This is a genomic window from Paraburkholderia caffeinilytica (assembly GCF_046030355.1).
Taxonomy (GTDB): domain Bacteria; phylum Pseudomonadota; class Gammaproteobacteria; order Burkholderiales; family Burkholderiaceae; genus Paraburkholderia; species Paraburkholderia caffeinilytica_B.
The window spans coordinates 1-17,997 of record NZ_JAQQCQ010000026.1 but is presented as its reverse complement, the minus strand read 5'-3'; the positions used below and the strand labels follow the sequence as shown (position 1 = coordinate 17,997).

Sequence of the window (17,997 nt, the reverse complement as noted above, 5' to 3'; positions counted from 1 at the left end):
ACTGGGGAGGATAGATATGGGCATCGCGTAAGCCGGCTAAAATCGCGACAAAGCCTCCTCGGCAAACCAAACCGGGAATCAGCTCAACCAGATTAATAGCGCAGCGAAAGTGGCATATTGCCGCACCTGATATTGGCTTCTCGTCACAAAATAAAAAGGGTTCCGAAAATTCGGAACCCTTTTTTACATCTATGGTGGGCCGGGTCGGAGTCGAACCGACGATGTCCTTTCGGAGGCGGATTATGAGTCCGCTGCCTGCAACCAGCACGGCGTCCGGCCCAAGAAAAAGACCCGGTCATGAAGGCCGGGCCCATTCGTTGATTGGCCGACATACTACACGAAAAAGGGGCCTCCGTAACCGCTTCGCCTAAGCGAAACAACAACGAGAGGCCCCTTCAAACCACTACATCATTTCCCACACTCGCCCGGCTTCAATCAATTCCCTTCGAGGAACGACTTCAGCTTGTCCGAACGGCTCGGGTGACGCAGTTTGCGCAACGCCTTCGCCTCGATCTGACGGATCCGCTCACGCGTCACGTCGAACTGCTTGCCGACTTCTTCGAGCGTGTGATCGGTGCTCATTTCGATACCGAAACGCATGCGCAGCACCTTCGCTTCGCGCGGCGTCAGCGAGTCGAGCACGTCCTTCACGACGTCGCGCATGCTGGCATGCAAAGCGGCGTCGGCCGGCGCAACCGTGTTGTTGTCTTCGATGAAGTCGCCCAGATGCGAATCGTCGTCGTCACCGATCGGCGTTTCCATCGAGATCGGCTCCTTCGCGATCTTCATGATCTTGCGGATCTTGTCTTCCGGCATTTCCATCTTCTCGGCCAGCGTTGCCGGATCCGGCTCGAGACCGGTTTCCTGCAGGATCTGACGCGAGATGCGGTTCATCTTGTTGATCGTTTCGATCATGTGAACCGGAATCCGGATCGTACGCGCCTGGTCCGCGATCGAACGCGTGATAGCCTGACGGATCCACCATGTGGCATACGTGGAGAACTTGTAGCCGCGACGATATTCGAACTTGTCCACCGCCTTCATCAGGCCGATGTTGCCTTCCTGAATCAGGTCGAGGAACTGCAGACCACGGTTCGTGTATTTCTTCGCGATCGAAATCACGAGACGCAAGTTCGCCTCGGTCATTTCACGCTTTGCCTGGCGCGCTTTCAGTTCGCCGGCCGCCATCTGACGGTTGGTCTCTTTCAGGTCCTTCAGCGGCAGTACGACGCGGGCCTGCAAATCGAGCAGCCGTTGCTGCTGTTCGCGAATGGCCGGAATGTTACGCGTGAGGATCGCGCTATACGCGTGACCTTCGCCGACGATCTTGTCGGCCCATTCGAGATCCGTTTCGCTGCCCGGGAAACGCGCGATGAATTCCGCACGCGGCATGCCGCACTTGTCGACCACCGTATGCAGAATCTGACGCTCGACCTGGCGTACCTCATCCACCTGCGCACGCAGCGTGTCGCACAGACGCTCGACGGTACGTGCGGTAAAGCGGATCGTCATCAGCTCGTTCTGGATCGTTTCCTGCGCCTTCAGATACGACTTGGACTTGTAGCCTTCCTTCTCGAACGCGCGACGCATCTTGTCGAACCATTCGCTGATCATGGCGAACTTCTCGAGAGACGCACGCTTGAGCGCTTCCATCTGCGCCGCGTTGGCCGTGGCTTGCGCAGCGCCGTCGTCTTCTTCCTCGTCGTCCGTTTCCTCTTCCTCGACTTCCTCGTCTTCGCTTTCGATCGCTTCCGCTTCCTGCGCCGAGAAGCCGTCCGCATCTTCCGCGTTGGCGTCGATCAGGCCGTCGACCAGTTCGTCGATACGGATTTCCTCGTTCGCGACGCGCTCGGCCATTGCCAGAATGTCGGCGATCGTGGTCGGGCACGCGGAGATCGCCATCACCATGTGCTTGAGGCCGTCTTCGATCCGCTTCGCGATTTCGATTTCGCCTTCACGCGTGAGCAACTCGACCGTACCCATTTCACGCATGTACATGCGGACCGGGTCCGTTGTACGGCCAAATTCGGAGTCGACGGTGGAGAGCGCGACTTCCGCCTCCTCTTCCACCTCGTCGTCCGACGAAGCAGCGGGTGCGTTGTCGTTCAGCAGCAGCGTTTCAGCATCCGGCGCCTGCTCGTACACAGCCACGCCCATATCGTTGAACGTGCTGATGATGCCTTCGATCGCCTCGGTCTCGGTGAAGTTGTCCGGGAGGTGGTCGTTGATTTCCGCGTACGTGAGGAAGCCGCGCTCCTTGCCGAGCTTGATCAGCGCGCGCAGTTTGGAGCGGCGCTCTTCGAGTTCCTCGACGGTGCCCGGCTGCGACGACGCAAACGCGTCTTTCAACAGCGCTTTTTCCTTCGCACGGCGATCGCGAGCCTTAACCTTTTCCACCTTGCCGGGAACGGCCGCAGGGGTTTCTTCGGTCTGGGTTGCCTCGTCATCGACGGGTGTTTCGTTCAGCTTTTTCGTCATGGAGTTCGTCGTACCGGCTGTAGTCTCGACTCGCGGCTGTTGGACAACAGCCGGTTGAACCGTGGATACTGAAGTCTCGCGCTCTACCGCTTCATCCTGCACGGCAGGCGCTTCCCTTGCGCTTCTGACACCGGGCCGTTTTGCGGCCGGTGGTGGTACAGCTTTCGCCGCCCTGACCGGCTCCGCTCGCGCAGCGGAGGTGGTCGAGGATTTCTTCCCGGCAGCAGGTGTGACGCTCGCGGCAGACGTTTTTCTGGGGGAAGAAGCTAACTTGGCCTCAGTGACCTTTCGGGTCGGCTCGTTCGAGCCCGTGCCTGTTGCTTTTTTTCCGCCTGGTGTCTTTGCCATCGCAATCGCCTTTTCGCCTTTGCTAGGAAAACCATTGAAAAAACAAACCGCTGGAAACCTTTAATTATAGCACTCAGGTTTCTGCCATCCCGCTTACAGCCCGAGCTGGCGCTTCATCTCAGCCCGCTTCTGATTGAGGCCCGTGAGCTCCGCAAACTCCTCCGGCGTGTGCCGGGATTGCCGCGAAAGCTGCTCGAGACGATCGCAGTAAGCGTCATATCGCATCTTCAGAATCGCCGCTTTCAATTCCTCTCCGACGATCCGTTCCTGCTCGCGCCGTTCCTCGATGACGGTCGCATCCTCCGGGTCCTTCAGCAGCAAATCCCGGACGTTTTCATCATAGTCTAGAATTTTGCGAAAGATTTCCTCGAAAGTTGGGGCATTTGCGCCGTTTCGCAATAGGTCGGACAGCAACTGAAACTCCGCCGAATCGCCCAGCGCGCGCGCATGCGTCGTCACTTCCTCGAACAGTTCGCCGTGCCGCGTGACGCTCAGGAGCGCCTGCTCGGCTTCGTCGTCGAGCACGGCGACGGTCCGCGGATACATCACCAGATTGCGCAGCGTTTTTTCTTCGATCCCGGTCACACTGCGCCGGTCTTTGCGGGCCGGCGCCGAGCGGGCGGCCGCCGCGATCCGGGCATCGACTTCGCATAAAGCGGCCACTTCCTCGAACGGCACGTCGAGCCGGTCGGCGAACATATGCATGATCTGCGCACGCAACGCATTGGCCGGCAGTTGCTGCAGCAGCGGCTTCGCGTCGAACAGCGCGCGGGCCCGGCCTTCCGGCTGGTCCAGTTCCTTGCCGGTCAGCACCTCGTTCAGCATGAACTGCGACAGCGGCATGGCGCGCTCGACCTGCTCGGCGAACGCTTCCGTGCCGAATTCGCGCACATAGCTGTCCGGATCGTGCTCGGACGGCAAGAACAGGAACCGGATGGTGCGGTTGTCCGCCGCGTGCGGCAGGCAGGCGTCCAGCGCCCGGCGCGCGGCCCGCCGCCCCGCCGAATCGCCATCGAAACTGAAGATGACCGTATCGGTCTGGCGCATCAGTTTCTGCACATGAATCGGCGTGCAGGCCGTGCCGAGCGTGGCCACCGCGTTCTGGAACCCCAATTGGGCCAGCGCAACCACGTCCATATAGCCTTCGACCACCAGCACGTAATGCTGTTCACGAATCGCGAGGCGCGCCTCAAACAGCCCGTACAACTCGCTGCCTTTGTTAAATAGAGGCGTTTCGGGCGAATTCAAATATTTCGGTTCGCCGCCGTCCAGCACGCGTCCGCCGAAGCCGATCACCTGCCCTTTCACATTGCGTATCGGGAACATGATCCGCTCGCGAAAGCGGTCGTAACGGCGATTCTGACCTTGCGCATCCGACTTTTCGCTGACGATCACAAGACCCGATTCGACCAGCGCATCGTCCCGATAGTTGGGGAACGCGGGTTCGAGGTTCTGCCAGCCGTCCGGTGCATAGCCGAGGCCGAAACGGGCGGCGATCTCGCCGGTCAGGCCGCGTTTCTTCAGGTACTGGATCGCGACCGGCGCGCCACGCAGCTGTTTGCGGTAGAAATCGCAGGCGGTTTGCATGACATCGGACAGCGCGGCGGTCACCGCCTTGGACGCAGCCGGCGCATACCCGCCGGAACCGCCGCCGCCATATCCCGGCGAAGGCTCGTTCGGCACGGTCAAGCCGACCGATTGCGCGAGTTCGTTGACTGCCTCAGGGAACGTGGAGCCGACGTGCTCCATCAGGAAGCCAATGGCCGTCCCATGCGCGCCGCAGCCGAAGCAGTGATAGAACTGTTTAGTCGGACTAACCGTAAACGAGGGGCTCTTTTCGTTGTGAAACGGGCACAGCCCCATGAAGTTCGCGCCGCCCTTTTTCAACTGCACATACCGGCCGACCACGTCGACGATATCGACGCGGTTGAGCAGGTCCTGCAGGAATGACGGTGGAATCACAGTGAATGACGCTACCTAAAAAGCTCAAGGCTGCGCACGCCGTCGAGCAACGGCGCGCACAGACCGGAAATACAGGAATTACTTCGCGAGCGCGGCTTTGACTTGCGCCGAGACAGCGGTCATATCGGCGCGGCCGGCCAGCTTCGGCTTGAGCACGCCCATCACCTTGCCCATGTCCTGCGGGCCGGCCGCGCCCGTTTGCGCGACCGCGGCCTGAACTTCGGCAACGATCTCCGCTTCGGACATCTGCGCCGGCATATAGGCGGACAGAATGGCCAGTTCGGCTTTTTCCTTATCGGCGAGATCCGTGCGGCCAGCGGCTTCGAACTGGCTGATCGAGTCTTTGCGCTGCTTGATCATCTTGTCGATGACGGCGGTGATCGCCGTATCGTCAAGGGTGACGCGTTCGTCGACTTCACGTTGCTTGACTGCGGCGAGCAGCAAGCGGATCGTGCCGAGACGCTCGGTCTCGCGCGCCCGCATGGCCGCTTTCATGTCGTCGTTGATCTGGTCCTTGAGGCTCATTACTCACCTGAATGCGTTGAAAATTTAAAAACCGGCCGCTGACGGTATCAATGCGCTGCGCCAACACGCTGGATCCAACACAAACGCCCGCTTGGGACTGCTTCCTCAAGCGGGTTGGCGCAATTTTGCGTAATGGATGCGACCCTGCCGGCTGGCCCGAAGGGCCGTGTTTTCCGTGACGGCACCTGCTGTGCCCCCACCGGTTGGATGTCGCCGCTCCGTTCGAAGTTCGACGGGAACCGCGGCAACGCCAGAATCAGTAGAACTTCTTTGGCAGCATCTGGCTACGCAGACGCTTGAAATGACGCTTAACCGCAGCCGCCTTCTTGCGCTTGCGCTCAGCCGTAGGCTTTTCGTAAAACTCCCGGGCGCGAAGCTCCGTCAGCAGCCCGTTTTTCTCCATCGTGCGCTTGAAGCGCCGCATGGCAACTTCGAACGGCTCGTTGTCTTTTACGAGGATGGTCGTCATTTTTCAATAACGGAACTTTGTAAAGGTTCAGGAGTATAGCAGAGCTTTCTCACAAAGCTAATGCGCCGTCAAGCCCCCAGAACGTACTCCGCAGCGGCCTGCCCGGCCGCCACGCCGGAGGCCCACGCCCATTGGAAATTGTAGCCGCCGAGCCAGCCGGTCACGTCGACGGCCTCGCCGATGAAGTACAAACCCGGCGCGCGGGCGCTCATCATCGTTGCCGATGACAGCTCGCGCGTGTCGATACCGCCGCGCGTGACTTCGGCCTTGCGGTAGCCTTCGGTGCCGTTTGGGGTGAGCGTCCAGCGCGACAAAGCCTCACCGACACGGCGCAGCGTCTTGTCCGGCAGATCGGCCACGCGCGCTTCGGCGGGAATCTGATGGGTTTCCAGCCAGACGTGGGCGAGCCGTTGCGGCACCCATTCCGAGAGCAGATTGGCGATCTGGCGCTTCGTGCCGGTTTTGGCCTCCAGCAAGGCGCTCGTGGCGTCCTGCTCGGGCAGCAGATTGATGTGAATCGGCTCGCCGGGTTGCCAGTAGCTCGAAATCTGCAGCACGCCCGGGCCAGACAGCCCGCGGTGCGTAAGCAGCAGATCTTCGTTGAACTCGGCGCCGGTCTTCTTGTTGCCGGTTGCCAGCTGCACCTCGAGTGACACGCCTGAGAGCGCCGAAAACGGCTCCCAGTCGGCCGGAGCGAAGGTCAGCGGAACCAGCGCGGGGCGGGTGTCGATCAGCTTGTGGCCGAATTGCTTGGCGAGACGGTAGGCGAAATCGGTGGCGCCGATCTTGGGAATCGACAGCCCGCCCGTCGCCACCACGAGCGCGCGAGCCGTGATCGGGCCCGAGTGGGTGTCCAGCGTGAAGCGCCCTTCGGCGTTCTGCCGCACCTGCTCGATCGTGAGCGGCGTGCGCCACGCAATCCGGCCCGCGTCGCACTCGTTTTTCAGGACATTGATGACCGCGTCGCTCGACTGGTCGCAGAACAACTGCCCTTTGTGCTTCTCGTGCCATGTCACGTGATGGCGCTTGAGCAGCGCCATAAAGTCACGCGGCGTATAGCGCGCCAGCGCCGAGCGGCAAAAATGGGGGTTGGCCGACAGGTAGTTGGCCGGTCCGGCGTACAGATTCGTGAAGTTGCAGCGGCCGCCGCCGGAAATGCGGATTTTCTCCGCGAGGCGCTGCGATTGGTCGATCAGCACCACGCGACGGCCAAGTTGCCCGGCCACGGCCGCGCACATCATGCCGGCCGCGCCTGCGCCGATCACTGCGATATCGAAGGATTCCATGGGGCCGCATTGTACCTGCGCGTCGGCGAGCCCTTGCCCGCGCTGCCTTGGTGCGACACGACAGCTCGTGTCCGTTAGCTCACGTTACGAGCATCGACCTATCAACCCCCATTTCTCTGGGGGTAGGGGGAGTCTTTTTCCCAATCTGCGTGAGTGCATGCTCCGGTCCTAACCGACCAGCATGCGATGTAATGGATCCAGCTACCGCTGGATTTCCGCCCCGTCAGCGGCACTATTCCCGCTGACCAGCGGAATGGCGTTTACTTTTCTATCCCACACTGCTGGGCAAGATCTCATTTAGACACGAGCGAAAAGCTCGACATGTCATTGTTCAACCACACTCGAAGCACCGGGTGCTGGCAGCGAACCTGCTATACGACTAACAGTAGCCTAGGAAGACATGCGTCACTGGTAACGGTGGGGTATGAAGCTCTTCTGACAATGTAGCCCCTGGAAATTTCAGGCAGATGCGATCCGTGAGGTACCCATCTGGACACTCCCAGCAGCGAGGGGGTCGAGGAGCTAGGCTGGCTGACAAGGTTAACGTATGTGAACTGCTGATAAACCTCGTAAAAAGTGAAATGCCGAAGCTGCTGTGGCATTAACCAAAAGGTGTGCGATCGGATAACCCGCTCAAGCTTCGGGTTACGTCGTCGTTAGATCGCCGGGGAAGAGGCAGAACCTAACTCAGTCATGTGACATGCCGGGAACGTGGTAAGCCCAAATGGCTGCCGGTCGCTGTTGGACCGGCAGGCGGACCGCAAGGAACGCTGTCGGCCATGTGGGTATGGGAGGACGGAAAAAGCGAATGCCGGGTTGTAATGGTCCGGATAGAGGTTGCAACATCACCTCATGCGAAAGCAGGCAGACTTCCGTTTGGTCTACCGTCGCAAGATGGCTGACTGACCCTTTAGCTGGAAAAGTGATTGCTGACGGCTTCTTAAATCAGCATCTGTTGTTAACCCCCTTGCGGGAGCAGAACGCTCCCGCAAGGGGCGATCTGTTCTTCGCTCGGGATTCACTTCTTCGAGTAGGAGAGCAGCATGAAAGTATCCGGTCGAAAGATTGGATCTGCGCTTTCCCACGTGCCTGACAACTGGCATGCCGTAGATTGGCGTCGGGTTGAACGGAACGTGAGAGGGATGCAGATTCGAATTGCGAAGGCGACGCGGGAAGGTGACTGGCGCAGGGTGAAAGCCTTGCAACGGATGCTTACCCGCACGTTGTCCGCCAAGCTGTATGCGGTACGACGTGTTACGCAGAATCAGGGTGCGCGAACGGCTGGGGTCGATCGCGAACTATGGGATTCGCCTGAAAGCCGGTGGGAAGCCATCGGTCGGTTAAAGCGGCGCGGATATAAACCTCTGCCTTTAAGGAGAGTCTTTATTCCCAAGGCCAATGGGAAGGAACGCCCTCTGGGCATACCGACCTTGCGAGACAGGGCGATGCAAGCCCTGTATCTGCTGGCTCTTGAGCCTGTGGCTGAATCGATGAGCGATCCGAACTCCTATGGGTTCAGGATTAATCGATCGACAGCTGATGCCATGGCCCAAATACGTGTTTGCACGTCCCGGAAAGATTCGTCCCGATGGGTACTGGAAGCCGATATCAAAGGGTGCTTTGACCATATTAACCACGAATGGCTGTTGAACCATGTTCCGATGGACAGGGGGATCCTCCAGAAGTGGTTGAAGGCTGGCCTGATTTATCAAGGTCAACTGCAGGCGACTGACGCCGGTACGCCGCAGGGAGGCATCATCTCCCCAACGCTGGCAAATGTGACGCTGAACGGGCTAGAACGTGAACTGATCTCGCACCTAGGTGTGAAATTTGGAATCAGGAAGGCTAAGGCGCTGAAAGTCAATGTGGTGCGGTACGCGGACGACTTCGTGATCACCGGCGACTCGAAAGAGTTACTGGAACAAGAAGTCAGACCTTGGGTAGAAGCATTCCTTGGGGTTCGAGGTCTGCAATTGTCTGAGGCGAAAACACGGATCACTCACATTGACGACGGCTTCGATTTCCTTGGGTGGAATTTCCGGAAGTATTCGGGGACGCTGCTCATCAAGCCGAGCAAAAAGAACGTGCAAACGTTCTACAGCAAGGTGGCGGATACGATTAGCGGTCACAAGACGGTACGGCAGCCGGATCTTATTCGGATGCTAAACCCGATGTTGCGGGGCTGGGCGCAGTATCACCACCCCGTAAGTGCCAAGCAGACGTACACACGCCTTGAGCACCTAGTTTTCTGGGCGCTCTGGCGATGGTCGAAGCGGCGGCACCCACAGAAAGGTGCTGACTGGGTGAAAAAGAAGTACTTCCACTCGGTTGGGGATCGCAACTGGGTGTTTGCTAGCCCCGTAGTTCGAGAGGACGGCGGTAGGGGACTGTTTGAGCTGTACCAAGTTAGCGGGACAGTGATCAAACGTCACGAGAAGATCAAAGGGGAATTTAATCCCTTTGATCCGGAGTGGGAACAGTACGGTGAGCAGTTGCGGCAGAAACGCATAGAGTCGTCGATGCGCTATCGCAAGCAATGGGTCACTTTGTACATGTCGCAGGAGGGACTGTGTGCCCACTGTGGCTGCGCCCTTTCGGAGGAAACAGGTTGGCACGACCATCATCTGGAATATCGGATGCATGGCGGGACCGATGCGCTCTCCAACCGGGTGCTGCTCCACCCCGACTGCCACCGGCAAGTACACGCTGGTAAAATTGCGGTAACTAAGCCGGCCCGGTCGTAGATCGGGTTTCGTCTGTAGGCTTGAGCCGTATGCGGGGAAACTCGCACGTACGGTTCTTAGGGGGCCCTTCTTCCGCGAGGAAGAGGGGCTACCCTACCCTTTTCACTTTTTGGGCGCCAGGGTGTCTTCACTCATGCGCCTGTTCTAGCGACCCATCATGCTCGTTCTCGGCATCGAAAGCTCCTGCGACGAAACCGGTCTCGCGCTCTACGACACAGAGCGCGGCCTGCTCGCGCACGCGCTGCATTCGCAAATTGCGATGCATCGGGAGTACGGCGGCGTGGTGCCGGAGTTGGCATCGCGCGACCATATCCGGCGCGCGCTGCCGCTGCTCGAAGAGGTGATGGAACGTGCCGGCGCCGTGCGCAGCGACATCGATGCAATCGCCTATACACAGGGTCCCGGACTCGCCGGCGCACTGCTGGTCGGCGCGAGCGTCGCCAATTCGCTAGCCATGGCGTGGGACAAACCGACCATCGGTATCCACCATCTCGAAGGGCACTTGCTGTCGCCGCTGCTGGTGGACGAGCCGCCGCCGTTTCCGTTCGTCGCGCTGCTGGTGTCGGGCGGCCATACGCAACTGATGCGCGTGACGGACGTAGGCGTCTACGAAACGCTCGGCGAAACGCTGGACGACGCCGCCGGCGAGGCCTTCGACAAAACCGCCAAGCTGCTGGGCCTCGGCTATCCAGGCGGCCCGGAAGTGTCGCGAATGGCTGAATTCGGCACGCCCGGCGCCGTGGTCCTGCCGCGCCCAATGTTGCATTCCGGCGACCTGGATTTCAGCTTCAGCGGACTGAAAACCGCTGTCCTCACGCACGCCAAGAAGCTCGGCGGCGCGAATATCTGCGAGCAGGCGAAAGCGGATCTGGCGCGCGGTTTCGTCGACGCAGCCGTGGAAGTGCTGGCGGCGAAATCGCTGGCCGCGCTCAAACGAACCAAGCTCAATCGACTGGTGGTGGCAGGCGGTGTCGGCGCGAACCGGCAACTGCGCGAAGCGCTTTCCGCTGCGGCGAAGAAACGCAATTTCTTTGTACACTATCCGGATTTGTCGCTGTGTACGGACAATGGCGCGATGATCGCGTTGGCCGGCGCATTGCGATTGCAGCGCTGGCCCGATCAATCGGGCAAAGACTACGCGTTCACGGTGAAGCCGCGCTGGGACCTGACATCCCTCGCCCGCTGAACCCGCGACAAGTCCACAGCGCCCGCCGCATGCCGGGCAATACGATGGCAACCCCATAGAAAAAGCCGCTTCGAAAGCGGCTTTTTCTATTTACGGCAAGCAGGAAGCTAAAGCGCAATCACGCCGCCCGCTTATCCCGTTCGATCACGGCATACGCGCTGTGATTGTGGATCGATTCGAAGTTCTCGGCTTCGAGCACATAAGCGACGATGCGCTCATCCGCGTTCAGGCGTTGCGCGACATCGCGCACCAGGTCTTCCACAAACTTCGGGTTCTCGTAGGCACGCTCGGTGACGAACTTCTCGTCCGGACGCTTGAGCAAGCCCCACAGCTCGCAGGAGGCCTCTTCTTCAGCGATACGAACCAGCTCTTCCACCGCCACATCGCCAACCAGTTCGGCGTTGATCGTGACGTGCGAGCGCTGGTTGTGCGCGCCGTACTGCGAAATCTTCTTCGAACACGGGCATAGGCTCGTAACCGGCACCAGCACCTTCAGGAACAGACACGTCGCGCCGTTGCGGGTCTCGCCCGTCAGCGTCACTTCGTAGTCGAGCAGACTTTGCACGCCCGACACCGGCGCGGTCTTATTCACGAAGTACGGAAACGACACTTCAATGCGACCCGCCTCGGCCTCGAGCTTTTCGAGCATCGCGGCGAGCATGGTGCGGAACGTGGCCGCCTCGAGCGGCGCCTTGTTCTCTTCAAGCAGCGCGACGAAACGCGACATGTGCGTGCCCTTCTGATCGGCCGGCAGATGCACGTCGAGATTCCAGGTGCCGACCGTCGGCTGCACCTCACCGCCTTGCGTGCGCACCGTCAACGGATGGCGCACGGCCTTGACGCCGACTCGTTGAATCGGAATCTGACGCGTATCGAGCGTGCTCTGCACGTCGGGCATCACAAAGGCGGGATTCATCTGGTTCATATTCTTGTCCTTTCAGGAAAACGCCGGGCCGCCCCAAGTTTTCCGCTCCGCAGGAAGCCCCCAAGGAAGATTAGCGGATTGCCCCATCGGGGGTTGTCGCCACGCGACAGGTTTGGGTGCTTTCAGCGACCATGCAAGTCAGGTCGCACAACGGCGAACGCCGGCCCCGGCCGGCGTTGGATGATGGACCCGAAGGCCCATCGACTCAAGTTGGAGATTGCTATGGCCGTCATAGCCGTGGCATAGCGCACGGCGGAGCAGCACAACGACTTAGCCAATCAACGCAGTGAAGCGACGCAGTTAAATGACGCAACTGAGCGACGCAACTGAGCGACGCAATCAAGCGACGCGCTTCACCGAGGATTGACCCGCGACCGCGCCGCTGGAAAGAAAGCGTTCACGAATCGACTTGGCGATGCCTGCTGCGTCCAAACCGCAAGCAGCGAGCAGCTTGGCCGGATCCCCGTGATCGATGAAGCGATCCGGAAGGCCCAATTGTAGTACGGGCCGGATAACCCCACTCTCAAGCAGGGCTTCGACGCAAGCAGAACCCGCGCCGCCCATCACACAGCCTTCTTCCACCGTGACGATGGCGTCGTGCGTTTCAGCCAGTTGGCGGACCAGTTCGGCGTCCAGCGGCTTCACGAAACGCATGTTCGCCACCGTGGCGTCCAGTTGCTCAGCCGCCGCCAGCGAAGGCGCAACCATTGTGCCGAAGGCCAGAATCGCAATCCGCTTGCCCGCCGGTTGCGACGTTTCGCGGCGGACTTCGCCCTTGCCGAGCGGCAACGCCGTCATTTGCTTGACCGTTGCCACGCCCGTGCCGGCCCCGCGCGGATAGCGCACCGCCGTCGGGTTCGGCTGCTGCAAAGCCGTGTACAGCATCTGACGGCATTCGTTTTCGTCCGACGGAGCCATCACGGTCATATTCGGGATGCAGCGCATGAACGCCAGCTCATAGGCGCCTGCGTGCGTGGCCCCGTCCGCGCCGACCAGACCCGCGCGGTCGATGGCGAACACCACCGGCAGGTTCTGCAGTGCGACGTCGTGGATCAGCTGGTCATAAGCACGTTGCAGGAAGGTCGAGTAAATCGCGACCACCGGCTTCATGCCGTCCGCAGCCAGGCCGCCGGCGAACGTCACCGCATGCTGCTCGGCGATGCCGACATCGAAATAACGATCCGGGAAGCGCTTCTCGAACTCGACCATGCCCGAACCTTCACGCATGGCCGGCGTAATGCCGACTACGCGCGCGTCCAGCTCGGCCGCGTCGCACAGCCATTCGCCGAACACCTGCGTGTAGGTTTTCTTCGACGGCGTAGTGGCGGGCTTGATGCCTTCGGCCGGATTGAACTTGCCCGGGCCGTGGTACAGCACCGGATCGGCTTCGGCCAGCTTGTAACCCTGGCCCTTCTTCGTGACGACGTGCAGGAATTGCGGACCGCGCAGTTCCTTGATGTTCTGCAGCGTCGGGATCAGCGAATCGAGGTCGTGGCCGTCAATCGGGCCGATGTAGTTGAAACCGAACTCTTCGAACAGCGTAGCCGGCACGATCATGCCCTTCGCGTGCTCTTCGAGCTTGCGAGCCAGATCGAGCATGGGCGGTGCGACGCGCAGCACACGTTCCACGCCTGCACGTGCGGCGGCGTAGAAACGCCCCGACATCAGGCGCGCCAGATGGCGATTCAGCGCGCCGACCGGCGGCGAAATCGACATGTCGTTGTCGTTCAGAATGACCAGCAGCGGCACGTCGTCTTCGACGCCGGCGTTGTTCATTGCCTCAAAGGCCATGCCGGCCGTCATTGCGCCGTCGCCGATCACGGCGATGCCCATGCGGTTCTCGCCTTGCAGCTTGCTGGCGACCGCCATGCCGAGCGCGGCCGAAATCGACGTGCTGGAATGCGCGGTGCCGAAGGTGTCGTATTCCGACTCGTCGCGTTTCGGGAAGCCGGAAATGCCGCCGAGCTGACGCAGCGTGTGCATCTTGTCGCGGCGACCCGTCAGGATCTTGTGCGGGTACGTTTGATGGCCGACATCCCACACGATCCGGTCGCGCGGCGTGTCGAACACGTAATGCAGAGCAATGGTCAACTCGACCGTGCCGAGGTTGGACGAAAGATGGCCACCCGTCTGCGATACGCTGTCGAGCACAAAAGCACGCAACTCGTCGGCAAGCGGTTGCAATTGGCGGCGATCGAGGCGGCGCAAGGCCGCCGGGTCGTCGATGGTTTTCAGCAAGTCGTACATCGTCGTTCCATTGTAGGAAAACTTACGCGCCCGCACTTCATACATGCACCTCGTAGCAAAGGTGCGCGGCGGCGGGCTTTCGCGTTCAGCTGACCCGGTTCACCACCAGGTCGGCCAATTCGGCAAGACGCTGTGCGCGTGCGCCAAATGGCGCAATCGCAGCGTGGGCGTCGCTGCGCAGTTGCGCTGCGAGCGCGCGCGACGCATCGAGCCCAATAATCGACACGTAGGTCGGCTTGCCGTCCTTCGCGTCTTTACCTGCCGTCTTGCCAAGCGTCGCGGAATCGGTCGTGACGTCGAGAATATCGTCGACGACCTGAAACGCGAGGCCGACAGCGGCCGCATACGCGTCGAGCGAGCGCATGGCGTCCGCATTCGGCGTTTCGCCCGCCAGCGCGCCCATGCGCACCGCGGCACGCAACAAAGCGCCGGTTTTCATCCGGTGCATAGTTTCCAGTTGCGGACGCGTCAGCGTATGGCCGACGCTCGCCAGGTCGATGGCCTGGCCGCCGCACATGCCGATCGAGCCGCTCGCCAAGGCCAGTTCACGTACCAGCGAAGCCTGCTGTGCCGGCGCCAGCACGTCGGACGTCAGCGCGACGAAGGCCTGTGACTGCAGCGCGTCGCCGACCAGCAGCGCCGTGGCTTCGTCATATTTGACGTGTACCGTGGGTTTGCCGCGACGCAGCGCGTCGTCGTCCATGCAGGGCATGTCGTCGTGCACGAGCGAGTACACGTGGATCATTTCCAGCGCCGCCGCTGCCGCGTCCAGGCACTCGGCGCGCGCGCCGGTCAGTTCGCCGGCCGCGTGGCACAGCAGCGGGCGCACCCGCTTGCCGCCGCCCAGCACCGCATAGCGCATGGCTTCATGCAGTTTGGCCGGCTCCGTCGCCTCCGTGGGCAGGTAATGTTCTAGCGCCGTTTCAACCCGCTCGAGCACCGAGCGTGTCCATTGTTCGAATGTCATAGGTCGTCCCCGCTTTCAGTAGCGGCTGTGCCTGCGCTATTCATAGGCAGCGGCTTGAGCGTCTCGCCATCGAGCACGCGCACCTGCTGCTCGACCTTCTCGAGCTGCTGCTGGCAAAACGCGACGAGCGCCGCACCGCGCCGGTAGGCGCTGAGCGACTCCTCGAGGCTGAGATTGCCGCCTTCCATGCGCGCCACCAACCCCTCCAGCTCAGCCTGGGCAGCCTCGTAGTTCTCGGGCAGCGGCGTGGTATCGACGCCTTCAGCAGGCGCGGCAGCAGTATCTTTCGACGCGGTCTTCGCCATGAATAGTCGCAAAATTAAAACAAGTCGGACATTCTACGGCAAAAGCGACATTTCCGATCCCATCGCCAGCCCGCGCCCCGCCTTTGCCCTTCGCGCCCGCCCCCAGTCTCGCAGAAAAAAATCGATTGGTCTGCGGCGAAAACCGTGAACTTCCTTGACATTTTTGACCCAAATCAGGCACTTAAGCGCCCCAAGGAAGGGGAAACGGGTATAATCGCGGGCTCCCTAAATCGAATCTATCGATGGTTGGGTTGTTCACTGCTTTCACGTCTTCACGGGAGTGGGAATGTCCAATCTGAGCAATGCATTGCAGTTGCGGTCTGTCCACAGCCAGCTGCCAGTCACGGCTTACTTTGACGAAGCGCTTCTAACGCGCGAAATCGACACCCTTTTCAAGAAAGGTCCTCGCTACATCGGCCACGATCTCATGGTGCCCGAAGCGGGAAATTATTTTGCCTTGCCCAGCGAGAGCGAGGGGCGTGTGCTCGTCCGTAACCAGCAGTCGCAAGTCGAACTGCTGTCGAACGTGTGCCGCCACCGGCAAGCCATCATGCTCAACGGCCGCGGCCAGACGGAGAACATCGTCTGTCCCCTGCATCGCTGGACGTACGATCTGCACGGCCAGCTCCTCGGTGCGCCTCATTTCGCGGATAACCCCTGCCTGAATCTGGGCGGCACGCCGCTGCAGAACTGGCAAGGCCTGCTGTTCGAAGCGCAGGGGCGCGACGTCGCGCGGGATCTGGCACACCTCGGCACCAAGCAGCACTTCGATTTCTCGGGCTTCATGTTCGATCACGTCGAAGTGCACGAGTGCAACTACAACTGGAAGACCTTTATCGAGGTCTATCTGGAGGACTACCACGTCGCGCCGTTCCATCCGGGCCTCGGCAGCTTCGTCAATTGCGACGACCTGACGTGGGAGTTCGGCGAGTGGTACAGCGTGCAGACGGTCGGCGTCCACAAGGATCTGGAACAGCCGGGCAGCCCCACGTACCGTAAATGGCACGACGAGGTGCTGCGCTTCCGCGGCGGCAATCCGCCCGATTTCGGCGCGATCTGGATGGTGTACTACCCCGGCATCATGATCGAGTGGTATCCGCACGTACTGGTCGTGTCGTGGTTGATTCCGCGCGGTCCGCAGAAAACCACCAATGTGGTGGAGTTCTATTACCCTGAGGAAATCGCGCTGTTCGAACGCGAGTTCGTCGAAGCGGAGCGCGCCGCCTATATGGAAACGGCCCGCGAAGACGACGAAATCGCCGAGCGCATGGACGCAGGCCGCCGCGCGCTGATGAATCGCGGCGAATCGCAGGTCGGCCCGTATCAGAGCCCGATGGAAGACGGCATGCAGCACTTCCACGAGTTCTTGCGGCGCGAACTCGGCACGATCTGATCCGCGCGTGCTCCGCATGCACCGGCGCTTGGACCAGGTTTGGGCCGAGTTTGGACCGATCCTTGCGCGAACTGCATCAAAACATGGAAGACGGGCTTCGGCCCGTCTTTTTTTGTTTAGACTATCCGTATCGTTCGGCCATTCGCTAACGGCGCCAAGCCGCCGGGCAAGCGCCGCAATCGCCTGCTTGAGGAGACGTCATGCCGCACACCCATTACACCACCCTCATTTCCGCGACAAACCTCGCGGAACGCCTGACCGCCGCGCCGGGCAGCGTGTTTGTCATCGATTGCCGTTTCGATCTGGCGGACACCGAGGCGGGCGAGAAAGCCTACTTGGCCGGGCATTTGCCGGGCGCGCATTATCTGAACCTCGATCGCGATCTGTCGGGACCGAAGAACGGCCGCAATGGACGCCATCCGCTGCCGGATCGCGCGCGGCTCGTGGAGACGCTGGAGTCCCGCGGCCTGAAGCAGGGTCAACAGGTGGTCGCTTATGACGCGCAGGGCGGCATGTACGCCGCGCGTGCCTGGTGGCTGCTGCGCTGGCTCGGCCACGACGCGGTTGCGCTGCTCGACGGTGGGCTCCAGGCCTGGCAGGCCGCCGGCCAACCGCTGACGCAGGATGCACCGGCGCAGAATACCGGTGACTTCAAGGCCGGCGCACCGCTCTCCGTCACGGTCGACGCGCAGACCGTCGAGCGCAATCTCGGCACGAAAGAACGCGTCGTGATCGATGCGCGCGCGAACGATCGCTATCGCGGCGAGAACGAAACGCTGGATCGCGTCGGCGGCCATATTCCTGGCGCGCTCAACCGGTTCTTCAAGGACAACCTCACCGCCGACGGCCGCTACAAACCGGCCCACACGCTGCGTGAGGAATTCCATGCGCTGCTGGGTGACACGTCACCGGAACACGTCGTTCTGCAATGCGGCTCGGGCGTGACGGCATGCGTGAACGCACTCGCGATGGAGATTGCCGGCATGCATGGCGCGGCGCTGTATGCGGGATCGTGGAGCGAATGGAGTTCCGATTCGTCGCGGCCGGTTGCAACGGGCCCGAATCCTTAGGCGGTCCATCAAGCAGGACGATTAGCAAAAGGCCGTGGGGGGGGGGGGGGGGGCCCCCCCCGGTTGGTTTTTTAAAGCGCGCCGCAAGAAAC

13 protein-coding genes and 1 tRNA gene are annotated in these 17,997 nt (G+C 60.9%); 4 read left to right on the top strand and 10 right to left on the bottom strand.

Annotation, left to right across the window (positions count from 1 at the left end; genetic code table 11):
• Positions 1 to 192 precede the first annotated feature (192 nt).
• The 6 genes from PQQ95_RS30125 to PQQ95_RS30100 form a co-directional block, all read right to left on the bottom strand.
• Positions 193 to 280: transfer RNA gene (locus PQQ95_RS30125), tRNA-Ile, on the bottom strand.
• Positions 281 to 435: 155 nt separating this feature from the next.
• Complete coding sequence (rpoD, locus tag PQQ95_RS30120; protein ID WP_408444256.1) at positions 436 to 2,826, bottom strand: RNA polymerase sigma factor RpoD; 2,391 nt, start codon at positions 2,824 to 2,826, stop codon at positions 436 to 438.
• 93 nt (positions 2,827 to 2,919) lie between these two features.
• The gene (dnaG, locus tag PQQ95_RS30115; protein ID WP_408444253.1) at positions 2,920 to 4,788 is read right to left on the bottom strand and encodes a DNA primase; all 1,869 of its coding nucleotides are present in this window, start codon (positions 4,786 to 4,788) and stop codon (positions 2,920 to 2,922) included.
• A 78-nt stretch (positions 4,789 to 4,866) separates the two neighbouring features.
• Complete coding sequence (locus PQQ95_RS30110) at positions 4,867 to 5,313, bottom strand: GatB/YqeY domain-containing protein (RefSeq protein WP_120348844.1); 447 nt, start codon at positions 5,311 to 5,313, stop codon at positions 4,867 to 4,869.
• A gap of 256 nt (positions 5,314 to 5,569) precedes the next feature.
• Complete coding sequence (rpsU, locus tag PQQ95_RS30105; protein WP_120348843.1) at positions 5,570 to 5,782, bottom strand: 30S ribosomal protein S21; 213 nt, start codon at positions 5,780 to 5,782, stop codon at positions 5,570 to 5,572.
• A 68-nt stretch (positions 5,783 to 5,850) separates the two neighbouring features.
• A complete protein-coding gene (locus tag PQQ95_RS30100) occupies positions 5,851 to 7,068 on the bottom strand; it encodes a BaiN/RdsA family NAD(P)/FAD-dependent oxidoreductase (protein ID WP_408444250.1) in 1,218 nt (405 codons plus the stop codon).
• A gap of 1,043 nt (positions 7,069 to 8,111) precedes the next feature.
• On the opposite strand from PQQ95_RS30100, the gene ltrA reads away from it, so the two are divergent.
• Both ltrA and tsaD read left to right on the top strand, forming a co-directional pair.
• Positions 8,112 to 9,812, top strand: coding sequence for a group II intron reverse transcriptase/maturase (ltrA, locus tag PQQ95_RS30095; RefSeq protein ID WP_408444248.1), 1,701 nt, complete (start codon positions 8,112 to 8,114; stop codon positions 9,810 to 9,812).
• A gap of 157 nt (positions 9,813 to 9,969) precedes the next feature.
• A complete protein-coding gene (gene tsaD / locus PQQ95_RS30090; protein ID WP_408444245.1) occupies positions 9,970 to 10,998 on the top strand; it encodes a tRNA (adenosine(37)-N6)-threonylcarbamoyltransferase complex transferase subunit TsaD in 1,029 nt (342 codons plus the stop codon).
• 118 nt (positions 10,999 to 11,116) lie between these two features.
• On the opposite strand, the gene folE2 is transcribed toward tsaD, so the two are convergent.
• From folE2 to PQQ95_RS30070, 4 genes are all read right to left on the bottom strand, one after another.
• Complete coding sequence (gene folE2 / locus PQQ95_RS30085; protein WP_408444242.1) at positions 11,117 to 11,923, bottom strand: GTP cyclohydrolase FolE2; 807 nt, start codon at positions 11,921 to 11,923, stop codon at positions 11,117 to 11,119.
• A 339-nt stretch (positions 11,924 to 12,262) separates the two neighbouring features.
• Positions 12,263 to 14,170: a 1-deoxy-D-xylulose-5-phosphate synthase gene (gene dxs, locus PQQ95_RS30080; RefSeq protein WP_408444240.1), complete on the bottom strand. Its 1,908-nt coding sequence runs from the start codon at positions 14,168 to 14,170 to the stop codon at positions 12,263 to 12,265.
• Positions 14,171 to 14,255: 85 nt separating this feature from the next.
• Positions 14,256 to 15,137: a polyprenyl synthetase family protein gene (locus PQQ95_RS30075; RefSeq protein ID WP_408444237.1), complete on the bottom strand. Its 882-nt coding sequence runs from the start codon at positions 15,135 to 15,137 to the stop codon at positions 14,256 to 14,258.
• The gene (locus tag PQQ95_RS30070) at positions 15,134 to 15,442 is read right to left on the bottom strand and encodes an exodeoxyribonuclease VII small subunit (protein WP_408444234.1); all 309 of its coding nucleotides are present in this window, start codon (positions 15,440 to 15,442) and stop codon (positions 15,134 to 15,136) included. The genes PQQ95_RS30075 and PQQ95_RS30070 overlap by 4 nt, the downstream gene beginning before the upstream one ends.
• A gap of 286 nt (positions 15,443 to 15,728) precedes the next feature.
• Here PQQ95_RS30070 and PQQ95_RS30065 point away from each other — a divergent pair, with 286 nt between their 5' ends.
• Both PQQ95_RS30065 and PQQ95_RS30060 read left to right on the top strand, forming a co-directional pair.
• On the top strand, positions 15,729 to 16,835 hold the full coding sequence (locus tag PQQ95_RS30065) for an aromatic ring-hydroxylating oxygenase subunit alpha (protein ID WP_408444231.1): 1,107 nt from the start codon (positions 15,729 to 15,731) through the stop codon (positions 16,833 to 16,835).
• A 200-nt stretch (positions 16,836 to 17,035) separates the two neighbouring features.
• Positions 17,036 to 17,905, top strand: coding sequence for a sulfurtransferase (locus PQQ95_RS30060; protein WP_408444229.1), 870 nt, complete (start codon positions 17,036 to 17,038; stop codon positions 17,903 to 17,905).
• Positions 17,906 to 17,997 lie beyond the last annotated feature (92 nt).

Coding starts and splice junctions, on each gene's coding strand:
- PQQ95_RS30070 (WP_408444234.1), bottom strand. CDS start 15,442: ATGGCGAAGACCGCGTCGAAAGATACTGCTGCCGCGCCTGCTGAAGGC.
- PQQ95_RS30065 (WP_408444231.1), top strand. CDS start 15,729: ATGTCCAATCTGAGCAATGCATTGCAGTTGCGGTCTGTCCACAGCCAG.
- ltrA (WP_408444248.1), top strand. CDS start 8,112: ATGAAAGTATCCGGTCGAAAGATTGGATCTGCGCTTTCCCACGTGCCT.
- dxs (WP_408444240.1), bottom strand. CDS start 14,170: ATGTACGACTTGCTGAAAACCATCGACGACCCGGCGGCCTTGCGCCGC.
- rpsU (WP_120348843.1), bottom strand. CDS start 5,782: ATGACGACCATCCTCGTAAAAGACAACGAGCCGTTCGAAGTTGCCATG.
- PQQ95_RS30100 (WP_408444250.1), bottom strand. CDS start 7,068: ATGGAATCCTTCGATATCGCAGTGATCGGCGCAGGCGCGGCCGGCATG.
- tsaD (WP_408444245.1), top strand. CDS start 9,970: ATGCTCGTTCTCGGCATCGAAAGCTCCTGCGACGAAACCGGTCTCGCG.
- folE2 (WP_408444242.1), bottom strand. CDS start 11,923: ATGAACCAGATGAATCCCGCCTTTGTGATGCCCGACGTGCAGAGCACG.
- PQQ95_RS30060 (WP_408444229.1), top strand. CDS start 17,036: ATGCCGCACACCCATTACACCACCCTCATTTCCGCGACAAACCTCGCG.
- PQQ95_RS30110 (WP_120348844.1), bottom strand. CDS start 5,313: ATGAGCCTCAAGGACCAGATCAACGACGACATGAAAGCGGCCATGCGG.
- PQQ95_RS30075 (WP_408444237.1), bottom strand. CDS start 15,137: ATGACATTCGAACAATGGACACGCTCGGTGCTCGAGCGGGTTGAAACG.
- rpoD (WP_408444256.1), bottom strand. CDS start 2,826: ATGGCAAAGACACCAGGCGGAAAAAAAGCAACAGGCACGGGCTCGAAC.